We start from the raw sequence: 16,013 nt of genomic DNA on the forward strand, positions 1-16,013 counted from the left end.
GGCTCGGCCATTCCCCTGACGCTGCGGGTGAAACCCGGGCTGCTGGTCCGGGGCAACCGAGAGTCTCGCGGAGCGAAGACCGCTGTGATCGGGGGCAGAGTGGAAATGAGGCGCCGAAGAACGTAGTCTCCACCGGCTGGATCTGGGTTGAAGCTTGGCCTCGGGGACCGAGGCACCGCGGGTGCACGGTGCACCTGGGTGAGCAGACGCCGCGTGGTCATGCGCACGAGGGACCCCGGCCGGGTTCCCGTCCATGTATTTTCGACAAGAACCATTGGAGGAGCGATGCGACCAGCGCATTTGCTGCAAGTGCTCGACCGCGAGTTCGCCAGTACGCGGGAGGGACATCACACCCCCGTGATGCTGTGGGGGCCGCCCGGCGTGGGCAAGTCCCAGATGATTGCCGAGGTCGCCGGGCGCAATGGTGTCCCGCTGATCGACATCCGTCTCTCGCAGATGGAGCCGTCGGATCTGCGCGGCATCCCGTTCAAGCACGGCGATCTGGTGGAGTGGGCGATCCCGGCGATGCTGCCGAACGCCGAGCGGCAGGGCCCCGCCGGGGTGCTGTTCCTGGACGAGATCACTTCGGCCCCGCCGAGCGTCTCCGCGGCTGCCTATCAGCTGATTCTCGATCGGCGGCTGGGAGCCTATGAGGTCCCTCCCGGCTGGGCCATCTTTGCGGCAGGCAACCGCCAGGGTGATCGCGGCGTCACCTACACCATGCCCGCGCCCCTTGCGAACCGGTTCTCCCACTTCGAGGTCGATCTCAACGTGGACGACTGGGCCGCCTGGGCCTATCGGGCCGGTATCGACGACCGCATCATCGCCTTCATCCGCTTCCGCCCTGATCTGCTCTTCGATTTCGATCCGGCGCACAATCCCGTGGCGTTTCCGTCGCCGCGTTCCTGGGAGTTCGCGCACCGCGCGCTGCAGAAGTTCCTGGGTCACCCGGAACTCCTTAGCGGCACGTTGCAGGCCTGCGTTGGCCAGGCCGCCGGTATTGAGCTGAACGCCTTCATCGAGCATCTGGACCAATTGCCGGATCTCGATGCGATCCTGCGCGGCGAGCGCGTTCCCGCGCCCAGCGAGATCGACCTGCAGTACGCCGTGGCCGCCGCATTGGTCGGCCGGGCCATCCGGGCGAAGGGGCAGGACGGGGCAGGGGAGGTGCACGGGCACATCCTGGACTACGCCGGCATCTTTCCGCAGCGCGAGATGGGCATCATGATGGTGACTGACATGCACCGTGCGCTGGGCGATGAACTGTTCTCGGTGCCCCAGTTTGCCGACTGGTCCGAGCAGGTGGCCGACCTGATGCTGTACGACGCCTGAGCCGGCTGGATCAGCAGACGTGCTCAAGCTCGATGTCGAGACCAAGCTGGCGGCGGCCCGTACGCGGCTGATCATCGACAAGCCCTTCCTCGGTGCGCTGGTGCTGCGTCTGCCGCTGGTTGCCGCCCGGCCGGACTGGTGCAGGACCACCTCCACCGACGCGCGCAAGCTCTACTACAACACCGAGTACATCCAACACCTGTCGCTTGCCGAAACCCAGTTCGTGCTCGCGCAGGAAGCGCTCCACTGTGCATTGTCCCATTTCGCGCGGCGTGGGCACCGGGTCAAGCATCTTTGGGACCTCGCGTGTGACTTCGCGATCAACCCGATCCTGATTCACGACGGGCTGACCGCCCCACCCGGCGCCCTCTACAGTCACGAATACGAGGGCATGACCGCCGAGGAGATCTATCCCTTCCTGGTCGACAACGATAATGATTCGACCCATGAAGAAAACTTGTTCGACAAGCCACAGGAACAGGAAGGGGGGGAGGGCGACCAGCCGCCTCCGCCCGATCAGGAACAGGACGAGAACGAGGGCACGGGCACGTCGCCGCAGACGGAGACCGACGCCGACGAGAACCCCCAGGACGGCGTCGATGAGAGCCGGGAGGGCGCCCATGAGCCCCCGCCGCTGAGCGCCCAGGAACGCGAGACTCTGGAGATACAGTGGAAGCAGCGCCTGGCCGGTGCCGCCCAGCAGGCGATGCAGGCCGGAAAACTCAGCGGCGACATGGCACGGCTGGTGGATTTTCTGCTGGAGCCGAAGCTCCCCTGGCGGATGCTGCTGGCCCACTACATGACCGCACAGGCCCGCGACGACTACAGTTACACACGACCTTCCTCGCGACGCGGCGAACCTGCGATCCTTCCCAGCCTGCGCAGTCATCAGTTGGACGTGGTGGTGGTGTTGGACACCAGCGGCTCGATTTCGGCCCAGGAAATGGGCTTCTTCGTCTCGGAAATCGATGCGATCAAGGGCCAGATCCGCGCGCGCGTCGTTCTGCACGCCTGCGACGACTGTCTGAGCCCCGATGGTCCCTGGACCTTCGAGGCCTGGGAGCCGCTGGTGATGCCGGCCGCGTTTCATGGCGGCGGCGGTACGAATTTCACGCCGGTCTTCGACTGGGTGACGACGCTCGATCGGGAGCCGGATCTGCTGGTCTATTTCACCGATGCCGAGGGGCGTTTTCCCAAGGTCGTTCCGCACTATCCCGTGATCTGGCTGGTCAAGGGCAAGGCGCCGGTCCCCTGGGGGCAGCGTGTACAGCTGAACTGACCGATGCTGACGCCCGAGGACAGTCTGCGTCTGAACGTGCTCCTGAAACAGGACCTGCATGCCCTGCGCATTGACGAAGGCAAGATGCTGGTGCATGCGTTGACGGCGCGCGGCGAGGCCAGGGTCGTTCTGAACCCGAACTGCTCCGACGAGGCCTATCTGCGCAAGGTGCGCGAAGTGATCTCCAGCCAGGTGCTGGGCGTACCCCACGGCTACCCCGCTTATCTCAAGCGTTGGACCCGGATGGGCCACGCGCGCACCGAGAGTCTGGCCGGGCTGCTAAAGCTGGGCGAGCCCGAGGCACTGGCGGCGGTGGTGCATGCCAGCGGCCTCACCGATGAACTCGCAAGCCGCGCATGGTGGATCCTGCAGTCATCCGATCACGCCCGGGCAATGCTGCGCCGCGAGGCCGTGATCCACGGACGCATGGGCCGAGTGCTCGCTGAATTCCTGGTCGAGTTCCTGGCCTACGAGGCCGATCATTCGCGCATGGTGGAATCGGTGTACCTGGTGCTGCAGCCGGGACTGATCGACGACGCCGTCCGCCAGGATCTCTGGGCCAAGGGACAGCGACGGACTGCCTACCGGATCGGTTTTCTGAAGGCGGAGCCGGACCAACTTCCAGACCCGAAGCCCCCGCACCCCCGACTGGCCCCGTTGCAACCCCTGCTCAGCCAGGCAGCGGCCGACCGGAATCTCTTTGCCCGTGAACTGCGTCGGGTCCTCGATGCGCCCGGACAGGCCTTTCTCGACACGGTGCGGCAGTCGTTCGTGAAATGTGCGGAGCAGGGGGTCGTGGTACACCTGTTCGAGGCTCTGGAGACTTATTTCGAGCCAGTGCGGCCGCACGCCTCCGGGCACCGCCGCATGGAACTGATTCTTGCGGATGCGGCTCGGCTGCATCAGTGTATTCGGGATCCGGAGCAGCAGCGGCAGTTCCGGGAATTGCTGGAGGCCCTGCCGCCCGAGGACCGGCCCCTGCTGGAAAGCCTGCTGGTGTTCGGCTGCGTCGGGGAACCGCTGTTGGCGCCCATCTTCGGCAATACCGATGCGGTCGGGTCGGCACTGCGCAGCGCACTCGAACCCGTGACCGGGGGACTGTTTCCGCACCTGGACCGCCTGCAGCCCTGACCGCCGGTTTGCTGCCTTCGGCATCCCGCCAATGGAGCCTGGAAGAATCGCCATGAAGAAGTTTATCGACCTCGTCAGCGACTGCTGCGCCACCGTTCCGGAACTGATGCCCTGGGATCTCGAGGAGAAGAGGGCGGCGAACCCGGATCTGCTGATCGTCGACGTGCGGGAACCCTACGAATTCGAAGCCATGCATATCGAGGGATCGTTGAACGTGCCCCGCGGTATCCTGGAATCGGCGTGTGAATGGGATTACGAGGAGACCGAGCCAGAACTGGTGCAGGCACGGGAGCGCGAGGTGGTGCTGGTCTGCCGTTCGGGATATCGCAGCCTGCTGTCCGGGCTCAACATGCAGCAGATGGGCTACGGTCACGTATACAGCCTGAAAACGGGGCTGCGCGGCTGGAAGGACTACGAGCAGCCTCTGGTCGGGCGCGACGGTGCTCCCGTCGACCTCGATGAGGCCGACGAGTACTTCACGCCGAAGCTGCGTCCCGAGCAACGCAAGCCGGCTGTATGAGCGCCTCGGTACCCATCACGCTTTCCAGGCAGGGCGCGGATGTAGGAGGCCAGCCCCTGGCCGATGGGGTTCCGGTGTCATGTCGGCGAGAGGCTCGCTTCCTACGGGGGAAGGCGGATGCGGAGGGTGCGTTGTGCACGACAGGACGGCCTGCGGAGCTTTCGTGAACATCAGGAATTTCATCGAAATAACACGCAGTATAAACGTTATATTATTGAATAATAGGTCTCGCATAATGCCGAAACACGAATGGACCCGCACCCGATGAGCGAACAGAACCAGAAGCCGGTCCTTTATTACATTCATGATCCGATGTGCAGCTGGTGCTGGGCAATGGCCCCGGTTCTTAAGGAACTGCGCCACAGGCTGCCCGAAGCGGTGGAGTTCCGGCGACTGCTGGGCGGGCTGGCGCCCGATACCGACGAACCGATGCCCGAGGATCTGCGCGAGATGGTGCAGGGTTCCTGGCACAGGATTCTGCAGCACGTTCCGGGGACGGAGTTGAACTTCGATTTCTGGACGAAGTGCGAGCCCCGGCGCGCGACGTACGCCGCCTGTCGGGCCGTGATCGCGGCACGGCGGCAGGGCCCGGCCTTCGAGGCGCCGATGAATACCGCGATCCAGCGCGCCTATTACACCCAGGCGCGCAATCCCTCGGACGAGCAGACGCTGATCGAACTCGCCGATGAACTGGGCCTGGACGTGGCAGCGTTCCGCGAGGCCCTGCGTTCCGAGGACGTGAACCGGGAACTGGAGGAAGAGATCCGCCAGGCCCGCGAGATGGACGTCGAGAGTTTTCCAGGGCTGGTGTATCGAGACCGAAACGGAGTCCGGCCGATACCGGTGGACTATACCGACGCCGAACCCATGCTGCGGGCGATCGACACGGCCTTGGCCAAGAAGCCGTGAATCGCTGAAGCTGTGAATCGCTGATTGGGCTGAGTCGCTCTTGGGTCCGCACCGACCGGCGGGGGCATCTGCAGCGGTGCATCTATGATTGCGCATAATGTATATTATGTTAAATAAGACAGAGTACTAACTACCATGGCCCCTGAACTGTAGAACTGTAGGTCGGGTTAGCCCAACGGGCGTAACCCGACAGCTCTCGCACCCTCCCATGGCCGCAAAGCAGCATCGTCTCCCACACCCCGGCACGTCGGGTTACGCTACGCTAACCCGACCTACTGAACGTGGCCGTGACTTTCACGTTAAAACGACCTACGGAACTGCGCCCGGTCTTTTTTCGTTAACGAGGGTTGTGAATCACGATACCCTGCAGCGCTCGATCACCATCGGCAGGAGTTGCTTCACGCGGGCCATGCCCGTCTCGAGGTTTCGGCCGATCTCTTCCATGGTGATGATCCCATCGGAACGGCCGGCCGCCCAGTTCGCGACGACGGCGCAGCAGGCGTAACGCAGATCGAGTTCCCTTGCCAGCGCCGTCTCCGGCATCCCGGTCATCCCCACCAGGTCGCAGCCATCGCGCTCCAGCCGGTCGATCTCGGCAGCCGTTTCCAGGCGCGGGCCCTGGGTGGCGGCATAGGTGCCCTGCTCGACCGCGCCCAGCTCCAGTTCCCGCGAGGCTTGGATCAGTGCCTGGCGAAGGTCTTCGTGGTAGGGAAAGGTCATGTCGACGTGGGTCACGCCGCCCATGTCGTCGCCCTCGAAGAAGGTATGGAAGCGCGACCAGGTGTAATCGATGATCTGGTCCGGAACCGCAATGACGCCCGGAGCCATTTGTTCGGTGATGCCGCCGACGGCGGCGATCGCGAGTACCGTCTCGACCCCCGCGTCCCTCAGGGCCCAGATGTTCGCGCGGTAATTGACCTGGTGCGGCGGGATGGTGTGCTGCGCCCCGTGTCTGGGCAGGAAGATCACCTCGTGCCCATGATACTGGCCGAAGGTCAAGGGACCGGACGGCTCCCCGTACGGCGTGTGCATCACCTGGCGGTGGGTGATCTCGAGATCCTTGAGCCTGGTAAGCCCCGTCCCACCGATGATTGCCAGACGTCCATCGCTCATGTATTTCCCTTCCTGGTTGCCGAGAACGCGCGGGTCTTTGTACGTACATCCCTGCGCATGGGCTGGCGCCCTGGCGTTTCGCCGGCAAGCCCTCGCCGACCAGGACGAAAACGCTTACCGCGGATGACGGTCGGTCGACTTTCCGGGGCGCTCAGCTTCCGCGTACCGCAAAGACGCCCGGCGCATTGCGCAGGTAGTCATGGTAATCCATGCCGTACCCGAACAAGTACCGGTTCGGTGCCTCGAGGGCGGCAAAGTCGACGGTGATCGCGGGGTCCCGGTCCGGGTTGGCCTTGTCGACGAGGACGATGCTGACGACGTTCCGGGCGCCCTTCTCCCGGCAATAATCGCAGATCGCGGCGAGGGTGATGCCCCCGTCGAGAATGTCGTCGACCACCACGACGGTGCGGTCCTGCATCGGCGTGCGCGGATGCGCGAGCCAGTGCAGGTGGTCACCGCCGGTCGTGGCCCCGCGGTAGCGGGTTGCGTGGAGGTAATCCAGGTGCATCGGGAAGGACCAGCGGGTCAGGAGTCCGCCGAGCAGCACGACGCCGCCGTTCATTACCCCCAGAACCAGGGGGTTGCTGTCGGCCAGCAGCTCCGTCGTTCTGGCGGCAAGCCGGTCGATGGCTGCCTCCACGGTCTCGCGGCCATAGAGGCAATCGGCCTCGATCAGAACGTGGCGTGCCTCTTCAGGTGACATGCATCAGCATCAAGGCAAGCCCCGGCGCATTTCCGGCCAGGGCAGACCAGGCCTTAGTAGGTGAAGGTGACGGTGTCGTCGTCCATCGCCTCGGAGATCACGTAGGCACCGCCCACGGTCTCTTCGATCTCGGGGATCAGATCGTCGCCCCAGAGTTCCAGCGTCGGGGTGCAGACCTTGAATGCGACGCCTGCCTCGTGGGCATCCTTGATGAATTCGTACACGGACTTGGAGCTGCCTTCCTGCACGAACAGGTTTTCAGCAACACCCTTCTTGGCCAGTTCGCCCGCACGGCCCGTCAGGACGACCTCGACGTCATATTCCATCGCCGCGGCGACCGTTGCCTGAAAGAAGGGAGCGCCCAGTTCAGAGGGATTGTGGGGGTCGGTGTTGACCATCACGATGAGCAGTTTGTCGGCCATAAGGATTCTCCTGGGGTGAAAGATGTCGGTGGGAACGGGTCGGATCCGGGGAAACCGCATGCCTTCCCTCGGGATTCCCGCCCCGATCAAGGCATTTTAGCTCATTCTAATGCTGTAACGCAGAATTGGCCGCAATTCGTGTGCGGGAACAACCTCGGCCGACGCGGGCCCCGGCGCTCCTGGAGGCCAGCCGCTGGGTGGATGGGACTTGGCCGGCGCATGATCGCCACGGAATTCGCCTGCTGCCACGATGGGCGCCTACTGTGCCCGCTTCCGCACGCCGGGTTATTGATGAAGGTCACGTTCCGGGGGAAAGAGGTTTCGGGCTCCGTCAGGCAGGGACCTGGAATCGCTTGAGTCGCAGGGCATTGGTCACCACGCTCACACTGGAGAAGGCCATCGCCAGCGCCGCGAACATGGGCGAGAGCAGGATGCCGAAAAAGGGATAGAGAACGCCGGCCGCAACGGGCAGCAGCGTCACGTTGTACACGAAAGCCCAGAACAGGTTCTGCTTGATATTGCGCAACGTGGCCCTCGAGAGCGCAATGGCCTGGCTGATGCCGGCGAGGTTGTCGGACATCAACACCACCTCGGCCGACTCCATCGCCACGTCGGTGCCGGACCCGATCGCGATTCCCACCTCGGCCTGCGCCAGGGCCGGCGCATCGTTGATCCCGTCACCGACGAACGCCACCTTGCGGTTGCCCTGTTGCAATTGACGGACGGCCTCGACCTTCCCGTCGGGCAAGACTTCCGCGATGACCTGGTCGATACCGAGTTCGCGCCCGATGGACTCCGCGGTCCTGCGATTGTCCCCGCTGATCATCACGACCTGCAGCCCCTGGCCATGCAGCCACTCGACCAGGGGGCCCGCGCTGGCCTTCAGCGGGTCGGCCACCGCCAGCAAGGCGCCCAGCCGGCCGTCGATCGCGACATACAGCGGGGTAGCTCCGCGGTCGGCAAAATGGTCCGCATCTGCGCCGAAACTGTCGGTATCTACGCCAGATTGGGACAGAAAATGCCGAGAACCTACAAGGACGGTGCGCTCGCCCACGTTGCCACGCGCGCCCTGCCCCGGCTCCGCTGCGAAATCCCTGGCCTTGTCCACCGCGAGTTCGCGCGCCTTGGCACCGCGCACGATCGCCTGCGCGATCGGGTGCTCGGAGTGCGTTTCCACGCTGGCTGCGAGGGCCAGTACCTCTGCCTCGTCGAAGCCCGCAACGGTCTTGATGCCGGTCAATTCGGGACGTCCCTCGGTCAGGGTCCCGGTCTTGTCCAAGGCGACCACTTCGATCCCGCGCAGGGCCTGCAGGGCATCGCCGCCGCGAAACAACACCCCCATTTCGGCCCCTTTGCCGGTACCCACCATGATCGACGTGGGCGTGGCCAGACCCATCGCGCAGGGGCAGGCGATGATCAATACCGCCACCGCGTTGACCAGTGCCAGGGTCAGTGCCGGGGCCGGACCGAAGATGACCCAGACGAGAAAGGTGAGAATTGCGATACCGATCACCACGGGCACGAAGTACCGCGTCACCCGGTCGACGAGGGCCTGGATGGGCAGCTTGGAGCCCTGCGCCGCCTCCACCATGCGGATGATCTGGGCCAGTACGGTGTCGTTGCCGACACGCGTCGCGGCAAAGGTCAGACTGCCCTGCCCGTTCACCGTGCCACCGACGACCTTCGATCCCGTCTCCTTCAGAACGGGGACGGGCTCGCCCGTGATCATGGACTCGTCGACCCAGGACGAGCCCTCCAGAACCTCGCCATCCACCGGTAACCGCTCACCCGGACGCACCAGCACATGGTCGCCGGGACGAAGCTGATCTGCGTCGATCTCCAGCACTTCGCCGGCGCGCATCACGCGCGCGGTGCGCGGGCGCAGACCCATGAGCTTGCGGATGGCCTCCGAGGTCTCACCCCGTGCGCGCGCCTCCAGGAACCGGCCAACGAGGATCAGGGTAATGATGACCGCCGAGGCCTCGAAATAGACGTGCACCGTGCCCTCGGGCAACACCCAGGGCACGAAGGTCGCGACCACCGAGTACCCATACGCCGCCGAGGTCCCGAGCATGACCAGCGAATTCATGTCCGGTGCACCCTGGACCAGCGCCGGCCAGCCCTTCTGGTAGAAACGCAGGCCGGGCCCGAACTGAACGACCGACGCGAGCAGGAAGAAAAGCAGGTAGACGTTCTGCGTACCCAGGGTGTCGTGCACCGCGTGGTGCAGCGCGGGGATCAGGTGTCCGCCCATGTCGATGACGAAGATCGGCAGGGTCAGCGCCGCGGCCAGCGTCATGCTCCGTTTCAGGGAACGGTGTTCCGCCGCCCGCGCAGCACGCTCACGGTCCGATCGATCCGGCCCCGCTTCGCGGCTCTCCGCCACGTAACCCGCCGCCTCCACCGCGGCCAGCAGGTCGGGTGGGCCGGCGAGGTCCGGCAGATACTGCACGCGCGCGCTTTCCGAGGCGAGGTTGACGTTGGCCTCGACCACCGCCGGCAACTCACGCAGCGCCTCCTCGACCCGTCCGACGCAGGAGGCGCAGCTCATGCCCCGTACCGTGAAGGTGACCTCGTCGCTTGCGGGTTCGTATCCGGCCGCGGACACGGCCTCGACCACGTCCCGTGGCGCGGCATCCCCCAGCTCCACCGTCGCGCGGCCGGTGGCCAGGTTCACGTCCGCACCGCGCACGCCTTGCACCGCGCGGATTGCGTCCTCGACACGGGATACGCAGGAGGCGCAGCTCATGCCGCCCACGGCCAGCTCGAACCTATCCCGACTCGAGTCCCGTCCTGCCTCAGTCAACACCTTCGTATTCATGACACGAGTCTAGACGGGAAATGTCGAACGCCCACCGAAAGCACAGAGTGCAGCCAGGATTGGAGTGTGGGTCACGGTCCGGTGCTGTAGGTCGGGTTGGCGTAGCGTAACCCGACGTGCCGGGGTCCCGGGGACGACTTATGGAGTGCGGGAGCTTGCTCCCGCTATTCGGCGTCGGGTATGGCTCCGCACAGCGGCGGCAAGCCGCCGCACTCCATAGGCTTCCGTTTCCATCATTCGGGGTGGCGCACTCCGAAGCGACACCCGTCGGGTTACGCCCTTTGGGCTAACCCGACCTACGGTTTGCGGCTTTTCATCGTCAGGGGTGGCACAGGGCCGTGACCCCTTACATCATCGGGGTGGAGCCGTGGTGGTCGACCAGGGCGTGCAGGCGTGCGAGGGCGGCTTCCATGCGCAATTCATCTTCCGACGTTGGGCGAGCGCGCATGGCGTCGAGACGGCGAGCCGTTTCGGGGTTTGGAGCGCGGCCCTCGAGCGTCTGCAGGATCTCGTCCGCTCCGGGGAAGTCATTGCAGATCAGCACCATGTCGCAGCCCGCGTACAGCGCGGCATGGGCTCGCTCCGCCGGCGAGCCCGCCACTTCGGCCCCGGCCATCCCCAGGTCATCGCTGAAGATCGCACCGTCGAACCCCCAGCGCATCCGCAGCAGGTCATGCAGCCAGATGCCGGAAAATCCGGCAGGATTGGCATCGAGTTCCGGATAGATCACGTGCGCCGGCATGATCCCGCCAAGCCGTGGCAACAGCGGCAGGAAGGCGGCGATGTCATCGGCCTCGATCTCGGCAAGCGGGCGGGGATCGACGGGCACTTCCAGGTGCGAGTCGGCGGCCACGGACCCATGGCCCGGGAAGTGCTTTCCGACGCCGGACATTCCAGCCTCTTCGAGGCCGTCGAGCAGGCAGCCTCCCAGCAGGGCGATCACATCCGCGCGCTCGTGAAAGGCGCGGTCGCCGATCACCTCGCTGATGCCGATGTCACGGTCCAGCACGGGGGTGAAGCTGAAGTCGATGCCGACCGCCTGGAGTTCCTGACCCAGCACCCAGCCGGCGTCGCGGGCGAGTTCCTGGCCTCGCGCGGGATCATAATTGAACACGTCGCCAATCCAATGCATCGGGGGCAGTTCGCTGAACCCTTCGCGGAAACGCTGTACCCGGCCTCCCTCGTGATCCACTGCGAGGAGCAACTCGGGGCTGCGTAGCGACCGGATTTCGCGGACCAATGCTCGAAGCTGTTCGGGATCCTGGTAATTGCGGGAGAACAGGATGACACCTCCCGTCGCAGGATGCAGCAGTCGCTCACGGTCTTCCGGAGTCAGTTCAAGACCCGTGACACCCAGCATCGCCGGGCCCAGGAGGTCGGTCATGGCGTCAAACCGGGTAGTGGCTCAGATGGGCAGTCTAACGGGTTTTCGGCCACGGGGCGCCATTGGCGATGTCTTCAGCCGTTGCCGGTTAGATGCTCCACGGTGCGCAGGGCGCGTCCACGCAGGGCGTAGGCTTTGCCGAATCCAAGGACCAGTTCCCCGGAAACCGCCTGCAGCCGAAACGCCTGGAAGTCGGGAAGCCCTTCGAGCAGGTCGAGGATGCCGCCAAAGCGTGCCCGCAGCATCGCGAACGTGGCCGCACGCGCGTCGGCGTCGGTCAGTCGCTCCGGCCTGCAGCGCAGCAACAGCCGCTTGCGCGCGTAGATCTGCCGGCAACCCGATGCGTCCTCGAGCAGCAGACAGGTGACCGGCTGCCCGGTGTTCAGCGCACGATAATGCGCAGCCAGTCGACTGGACACCACGTGCAGGCCATCGTCCAGAGTACCCGCGAACGGCAGGTGACCCAGGGACAGGCTTTCGCCCTCCCCGCTCCCGATCACCAACCCAGGGACTGTGGCCACGAGATCCACCGCAGCACCATAGATGTGGTCTTGATTCATACGTAGAGTGGATGCGACGCGTCCAAGGCTCAGGAGCCGGTGCGCAGGATCGCCGCTTCCGGTCGGAAGGCGCGCTCCTTCAACTCCTGAATCCGGTCACGCAACTCCGCGGCCGCCTCGAATTCCAGGTCACGCGCCTTCGCGTACATCTCCTTCTCCATCCGCTCGATCTGGCGCGCGGCCGCCTCCGGAGAATCGATGTAGGCGGGCACGTCGCCGTCGGCCACCTTGCGGCCCCGTCGCCTGTCGCCGGGCCGGCCCCCCGGGCGCGCCTCGAGGATGTCAGCCACCGCCTTCTGGATGCCGAGAGGCGTGATTCCGTGTGCGAGGTTGTGGGCCGTCTGCTTTTCGCGGCGGCGCTCCGTTTCTCCCATCGCCCGTTCCATCGAGCCGGTGATCCGGTCGGCATAGAGGATGGCCATGCCGTTGACGTTGCGGGCGGCACGCCCGATGGTCTGGATCAAGGAGCGTTCCGAGCGCAGGAACCCCTCCTTGTCGGCATCGAAGATGGCCACCAGAGACACTTCGGGCATGTCCAGTCCCTCGCGCAGCAGGTTGATGCCCACCAGGACGTCGAATTCGCCCAGGCGCAGGTCACGGATGATCTCCATGCGTTCGACCGTGTCGATGTCCGAGTGCAGATACCGTACGCGAACGCCGTGCTCGGACAGGTATTCGGTCAGGTCCTCGGACATGCGCTTGGTCAGGGTGGTGATCAGCACGCGCTCGTTCCTCCCGACGCGGAGCGCGATCTCCGAAAGGCAGTCATCGACCTGCGTGCTGGCCGGGCGAACTTCCAGCAGGGGATCGAGCAGGCCAGTGGGCCGGACCACCTGCTCCACCACCGCCCCTGCATGCTCCAGCTCGTACGGACCCGGCGTGGCCGACACATAAATGGTCTGTGGACGCAGATGCTCGAACTCCTCGAACCGCAAGGGCCGGTTGTCCAGCGCCGAGGGCAGGCGGAAGCCGTATTCGACCAATGTCTCCTTGCGCGACCGGTCGCCCCGGAACATCCCGCCGACCTGCGGGACCGAGACGTGCGATTCGTCGATCACCAGTAACGCATCCTTCGGCAGGTAGTCGAAGAAGGTCGGTGGCGGCTCCCCGGGGGCACGACCAGAGAGGTAGCGTGAGTAGTTCTCGATGCCGGAGCAGTAGCCGATCTCCAGGATCATCTCCATGTCGAAGACCGTACGCTGTTCCAGCCTCTGGGCCTCCACCAGCCGGTTCTCCGTGCGCAGGAAGTCCAGGCGTTCCTTCAGTTCCTCGCGGATCCAGTCGACCGCCTCGACCAGGGTTTCCCTCGGCGTCACGTAGTGCGTCTTCGGGTAGATGGTCAGACGTGGCACCGTACGCAGCACCTCGCCCGTCAAGGGATCGAAGTAGGACAGGCGCTCGACCTCGTCGTCGAAAAGCTCGATCCTTACCGCCTCGCTTTCCGATTCGGCGGGGTGGATGTCGATCACCTCGCCACGCACGCGGTAGGTGGCGCGGCGCAGTTCCAGATCGTTCCGGGTGTACTGCAGCTCCGCAAGGCGGCGCAGGATTTCGCGTTGATCGACCCGTTCCCCGCGCTGGATGTGCAGCACCATGGAAAGATACTTGCGCGGGTCGCCCAGGCCATAGATCGCGGATACGCTGGCGACGATGATCGCGTCCCGCCGCTCGAGCAGCGCACGAGTGGCGGACAGCCGCATCTGCTCGATATGGTCGTTGATCGAGGCGTCCTTCTCGATGTACGTATCCGAGGAAGGCACATAGGCCTCAGGCTGGTAGTAATCGTAGTAGGAGACGAAGTATTCCACCGCGTTGTGCGGAAAGAAGTCCCTCATTTCGCCGTAGAGCTGTGCGGCCAGGGTCTTGTTCGGAGCCAGGATGATCGTCGGCCGCTGCAGTTCCTCGATCACCTTGGCGATGGTGAAGGTCTTGCCCGAACCGGTGACGCCGAGCAGAACCTGGTGTGCCAGTCCGGCCTCCAGTCCCTCGACCAGCGCACGAATCGCCTCCGGCTGGTCGCCGGCAGGCTTGTAACTGGAAACGACTTCCAGCTTTTTGCCGGCTTCGGCCTTATCTTGTTCGTGGGATTTCAGTATCATTTGAACCTCGAAGCGGCGACCGCCGCACTCCATTTCCCCGTGCTCGCCCGAGGCCCGTCTTGGACATCCAGCTCTCCGAACGCGTTCAGCGCATCAAGCCCTCCCCCACCCTGGCCGTCAGCGCACTGGCCAACCAGCTCAAGGCCGAGGGCCGGGACATTGTCGGCCTCGGTGCCGGGGAGCCCGACTTCGATACCCCAGAGCATATCAAGCAGGGCGCCATCGATGCCCTTGCCCGCGGTGATACCAAGTACACCGCGGTCGATGGGACCGCAGCCCTCAAGAAGGCGGTCATCCAGAAGTTCGAGCAGGACAACGGCCTGAGCTACAAGCCGAACGAGATCCTGGTCTCCTCCGGAGGCAAGCAGAGCATCTTCAACCTCTGCCTCGCGCTGCTGAACGCGGGAGACGAGGTCCTGATCCCGGCGCCCTACTGGGTTTCCTACCCGGACATCGCCCTGCTCGCGGACGCGACCCCGGTGGTCATTTCCGCAACCCAGGAGAGCGGCTTCAAGATCAACGCCGACCAATTGCGGGCCGCGATCACTCCGCAGTCCCGCCTGATCTTCCTGAACAGCCCGTCCAACCCGACCGGTGCGGCCTACAGCGCCGAGGAGCTGGGCGCACTGGCCGACGTGCTGCGCGAGCACCCGCAGATCATCATCGCCACCGACGACATGTACGAGCATATCCTGTTCGCCGGCGCGAAGTTCGTGAACATCCTGAACGTGGCGCCCGACCTCGCGCCGCGCACCGTGGTGCTGAACGGCGTCTCCAAGGCCTACGCGATGACCGGCTGGCGCATCGGTTATGCCGGTGGCCCGGCAAGGCTGATCGGCGCGATGAAGAACGTGCAGTCCCAGAGCACCTCGAACCCGACGTCGATCGCGCAGGCCGCCGCGGTGGTCGCGCTCACCGGCGATCAGCAGTGCGTGCGGGAAATGTGTGCGGCCTTCGAGAAGCGGGCCCGTCATGTGGTCGATGGACTGAACGCCATCCCGGGTGTGGATTGCCTGATGCCCGATGGGACCTTCTACTGCTTTCCGCGGGTGACCGGCGCGATGGAGGCACGCGGCATTCCCAATGACCTCGAGTACTCGCGTCTCCTGCTGGACGAAGTCGGTGTTGCCCTGGTCCCTGGCAGCGCCTTCGGTGCCGAGGGTCACGCACGCATCTCCTTTGCCACCAGCATGGACGTGCTGGACCAGGCCATCGAGCGCATCGGCCGCTTTGCCCGCGGCGCTTGACTCCCGGAGCCGGCCTCTTTACGATTCGCGGCTTCCTATTCCCCGGTAGCTCAGTCGGTAGAGCGGGTGACTGTTAATCACTAGGTCGGCGGTTCGAGTCCGTCCCGGGGAGCCATAAAAACAAAGACTTAGGCCACTCTCACCGGGTGGCCTTTTTCGTTTTCATGCTCTGTGTATGGCCTGTGTATGGCCCCTGGTGAAATGGAACCCCGCTCAGGGCGGGCCTTGGGGCGTGATTCACCGCCCAAGCCAGCTGCAGCGCCCAACGAAAACTCCGGCACGGTGGCCGGGGCTCGTCGGTCGGTCCAGTCGATCAGCTAGCCGCTGCCGCAGACCCGGTGCCAGGCCCGCATGGCTGCACGGTTTCAGTGGGTGCCTATCGACGCTTAAGCTGATACCAGCCCCATGAGGGTTGGCGGAGGTCAGCCGCCGGTTTCTTCCTTGCTCTCCCGCACGCCAGCCACGTACGCGGCCAGCAGTGCCCGCCGGATCT

The 16,013-nt window shown here is 64.8% G+C and carries 13 protein-coding genes and 1 tRNA gene; 7 read left to right on the forward strand and 7 right to left on the reverse strand.

From position 1 onward, the window contains the following. Positions 1-285: 285 nt before the first annotated feature. The 5 genes from EA346_RS03860 (at position 286) to EA346_RS03880 (ending at position 5,171) form a co-directional block, all read left to right on the forward strand. Positions 286-1,332 carry an AAA family ATPase gene (locus EA346_RS03860; protein WP_296755894.1) on the forward strand — a complete coding sequence of 349 codons (1,047 nt, stop codon included), beginning with the start codon at positions 286-288 and terminating at the stop codon, positions 1,330-1,332. A gap of 19 nt (positions 1,333-1,351) precedes the next feature. Then, a complete protein-coding gene (locus tag EA346_RS03865) occupies positions 1,352-2,611 on the forward strand; it encodes a VWA-like domain-containing protein (RefSeq protein ID WP_296755897.1) in 1,260 nt (419 codons plus the stop codon). 3 nt (positions 2,612-2,614) lie between these two features. After that, complete coding sequence (locus EA346_RS03870) at positions 2,615-3,742, forward strand: DsrS (protein ID WP_296755899.1); 1,128 nt, start codon at positions 2,615-2,617, stop codon at positions 3,740-3,742. Between the two features lie 52 nt (positions 3,743-3,794). Continuing rightward, positions 3,795-4,262, forward strand: a complete 468-nt coding sequence (locus tag EA346_RS03875) for a rhodanese-like domain-containing protein (RefSeq protein ID WP_296755902.1) — start codon at positions 3,795-3,797, stop codon at positions 4,260-4,262. A 264-nt stretch (positions 4,263-4,526) separates the two neighbouring features. Continuing rightward, positions 4,527-5,171 (forward strand): DsbA family protein, encoded by a 645-nt coding sequence (locus EA346_RS03880; RefSeq protein ID WP_296755904.1) that lies wholly within the window; start codon positions 4,527-4,529, stop codon positions 5,169-5,171. Positions 5,172-5,525: 354 nt separating this feature from the next. On the opposite strand, the gene EA346_RS03885 is transcribed toward EA346_RS03880, so the two are convergent. From EA346_RS03885 to uvrB, 7 genes are all read right to left on the reverse strand, one after another. Next, positions 5,526-6,284 carry an S-methyl-5'-thioinosine phosphorylase gene (locus EA346_RS03885; RefSeq protein WP_296755907.1) on the reverse strand — a complete coding sequence of 253 codons (759 nt, stop codon included), beginning with the start codon at positions 6,282-6,284 and terminating at the stop codon, positions 5,526-5,528. A 151-nt stretch (positions 6,285-6,435) separates the two neighbouring features. After that, on the reverse strand, positions 6,436-6,987 hold the full coding sequence (locus EA346_RS03890; RefSeq protein ID WP_296755910.1) for a hypoxanthine-guanine phosphoribosyltransferase: 552 nt from the start codon (positions 6,985-6,987) through the stop codon (positions 6,436-6,438). Positions 6,988-7,040: 53 nt separating this feature from the next. Beyond that, complete coding sequence (locus tag EA346_RS03895) at positions 7,041-7,409, reverse strand: DsrE family protein (RefSeq protein WP_296748702.1); 369 nt, start codon at positions 7,407-7,409, stop codon at positions 7,041-7,043. Between the two features lie 331 nt (positions 7,410-7,740). After that, entirely contained in the window at positions 7,741-10,230 is a 2,490-nt protein-coding gene (locus tag EA346_RS03900; RefSeq protein WP_296755911.1) for a heavy metal translocating P-type ATPase, read from the reverse strand. Between the two features lie 346 nt (positions 10,231-10,576). Continuing rightward, the gene (nagZ, locus tag EA346_RS03905) at positions 10,577-11,614 is read right to left on the reverse strand and encodes a beta-N-acetylhexosaminidase (protein ID WP_296755913.1); all 1,038 of its coding nucleotides are present in this window, start codon (positions 11,612-11,614) and stop codon (positions 10,577-10,579) included. 74 nt (positions 11,615-11,688) lie between these two features. Next, the gene (locus tag EA346_RS03910) at positions 11,689-12,135 is read right to left on the reverse strand and encodes a pyridoxamine 5'-phosphate oxidase (protein WP_296755915.1); all 447 of its coding nucleotides are present in this window, start codon (positions 12,133-12,135) and stop codon (positions 11,689-11,691) included. Between the two features lie 68 nt (positions 12,136-12,203). Continuing rightward, a complete protein-coding gene (gene uvrB, locus EA346_RS03915) occupies positions 12,204-14,273 on the reverse strand; it encodes an excinuclease ABC subunit UvrB (protein WP_296755918.1) in 2,070 nt (689 codons plus the stop codon). A 59-nt stretch (positions 14,274-14,332) separates the two neighbouring features. Here uvrB and EA346_RS03920 point away from each other — a divergent pair, with 59 nt between their 5' ends. Together EA346_RS03920 and EA346_RS03925 are read left to right on the forward strand one after the other, a co-directional pair. Beyond that, the gene (locus tag EA346_RS03920; protein WP_296755920.1) at positions 14,333-15,520 is read left to right on the forward strand and encodes a pyridoxal phosphate-dependent aminotransferase; all 1,188 of its coding nucleotides are present in this window, start codon (positions 14,333-14,335) and stop codon (positions 15,518-15,520) included. Positions 15,521-15,559: 39 nt separating this feature from the next. After that, positions 15,560-15,635, forward strand: a tRNA-Asn gene (locus EA346_RS03925). Positions 15,636-16,013: the final 378 nt, after the last annotated feature.

It is taken from the genome of Thioalkalivibrio sp. (assembly GCF_007692535.1).
In the GTDB taxonomy this organism is placed as follows: domain Bacteria; phylum Pseudomonadota; class Gammaproteobacteria; order Ectothiorhodospirales; family Ectothiorhodospiraceae; genus Thioalkalivibrio.